Raw genomic sequence first — 1,318 nt, 5'->3', positions numbered from 1 at the left:
CGAAAGCCGGCTGACGACGGTCCCGTGGCGATGTCGATCAGTTCGACACCCCGCGCACGCGCCATCCCCGCCAGATCCACGGCGTCGGGAAGCTCGCGACCCGGCGTGAAGAAATGGAAGAAGGTCACGCCGTCCAACGCGGACGCGTCGGCATCGCGAAGCCAGGCAATGAACGGCGTCACGCCCACGCCACCGGCGATCCATATCTCCTTCCGTCCGGTGGGCCTGTGCTCGAACCGGCCGAACGGCGCATAGACCTGTGCCACCATCCCGGGCCTGGCATCCCTCACCAGCCGCTCCGTGTAATCGCCCAGCGAACGCACCATGAAGGCGATGCCGCCATCGGCGTCCCCCGCGCTGGCGATGGTGAAGGGATGCGGCTCGCGCAGGCCGTCGTGTCCGAAGGATACGAACGCGAACTGGCCGGGCAGGAACGGAATGCCCGGACCTTCGGGCACCAGCTGCAGGTGGACGGCACTGCCGTTGGCGGACACCGCGCGCAGGCGGTACCGCGCATGCCGCGAGAACAGGGGATACAGCAGCAGCTTGTAGGCCGCCCCCATCACGCCCAGCGACGACAGCACGGCCAGCCATGCGCCCGCCGCGCTGGCCAGCGCGATGGGCGACTTGAAGCTGGCCCAGTGCGCCACGACGATCAGGAACAGCGGACCGGACAGCTTGTGCCACCACCGCCAGGTCCGGTACGGGATCTTGCGGTTCAGCGCCAGCAGCACGATGAGCATCAGCGAGACGAAGCTGAGCTGCCGGACGAGCCGCGTCACCGGTCCTGGCAGCGGCAGGATGGCCGCTGTCTCCCATGCCGGAGAACCCGCCTTGAAGACCAGATGGACCGAGGCGAACACCAGCGCCCACACGCCCAGCCACTTATGCGTCTCATAGACGCGGTCCAGACCACCGAACAGCGACTCGACCGCCTTCCAGCGTGCCCCGAGGACGGCCGCAAGGGCCATCAGCGACACGGCGGCGACGCCCGAACCCAGGCTGAGCATCCCCGTGGTCGGCCAGGTGCTGCCGGGAACCGCCGAGGCCGTCAGCGCGAAGCTGGCCAACACCGCGGGAACAATCAGGGAATGCGAACCGAGGCGCATGACAGATCCGTCCAATCGAAAGGCCGGATCGAATGATACCGTCAGGCGTGCCGACGCGCGTTGATCGGGATCAATCTGGCGACCTGATTAGCCCCGACCCTCAGCCGCGAGTCGCAGGGTTTGCGCCGCCTGCGGCACAGCATGGTGCCACTTGAAGCCAACGAGGCGGCGCCATGGGCATCAACCGCGTGCAGTTCCAACCCGGCCTT

1 protein-coding gene is annotated in these 1,318 nt (G+C 67.7%); it reads right to left on the bottom strand.

Annotated features, from left to right (window positions below; translation table 11 throughout):
* Positions 1-1,109, bottom strand: a 1,109-nt coding sequence (locus OC534_RS19265) for a ferric reductase-like transmembrane domain-containing protein (RefSeq protein ID WP_262072417.1), incomplete at its 3' end; no start/stop codon positions are given.
* Between the last annotated feature and the right edge of the window lie 209 nt (positions 1,110-1,318).

Origin of the sequence: Stenotrophomonas sp. Marseille-Q5258 (assembly GCF_946900935.1) — a bacterium.
Classification (GTDB): Bacteria; Pseudomonadota; Gammaproteobacteria; order Xanthomonadales; family Xanthomonadaceae; genus Stenotrophomonas; species Stenotrophomonas nematodicola.
This window is presented reverse-complemented; position numbering and strand designations above follow the sequence as displayed.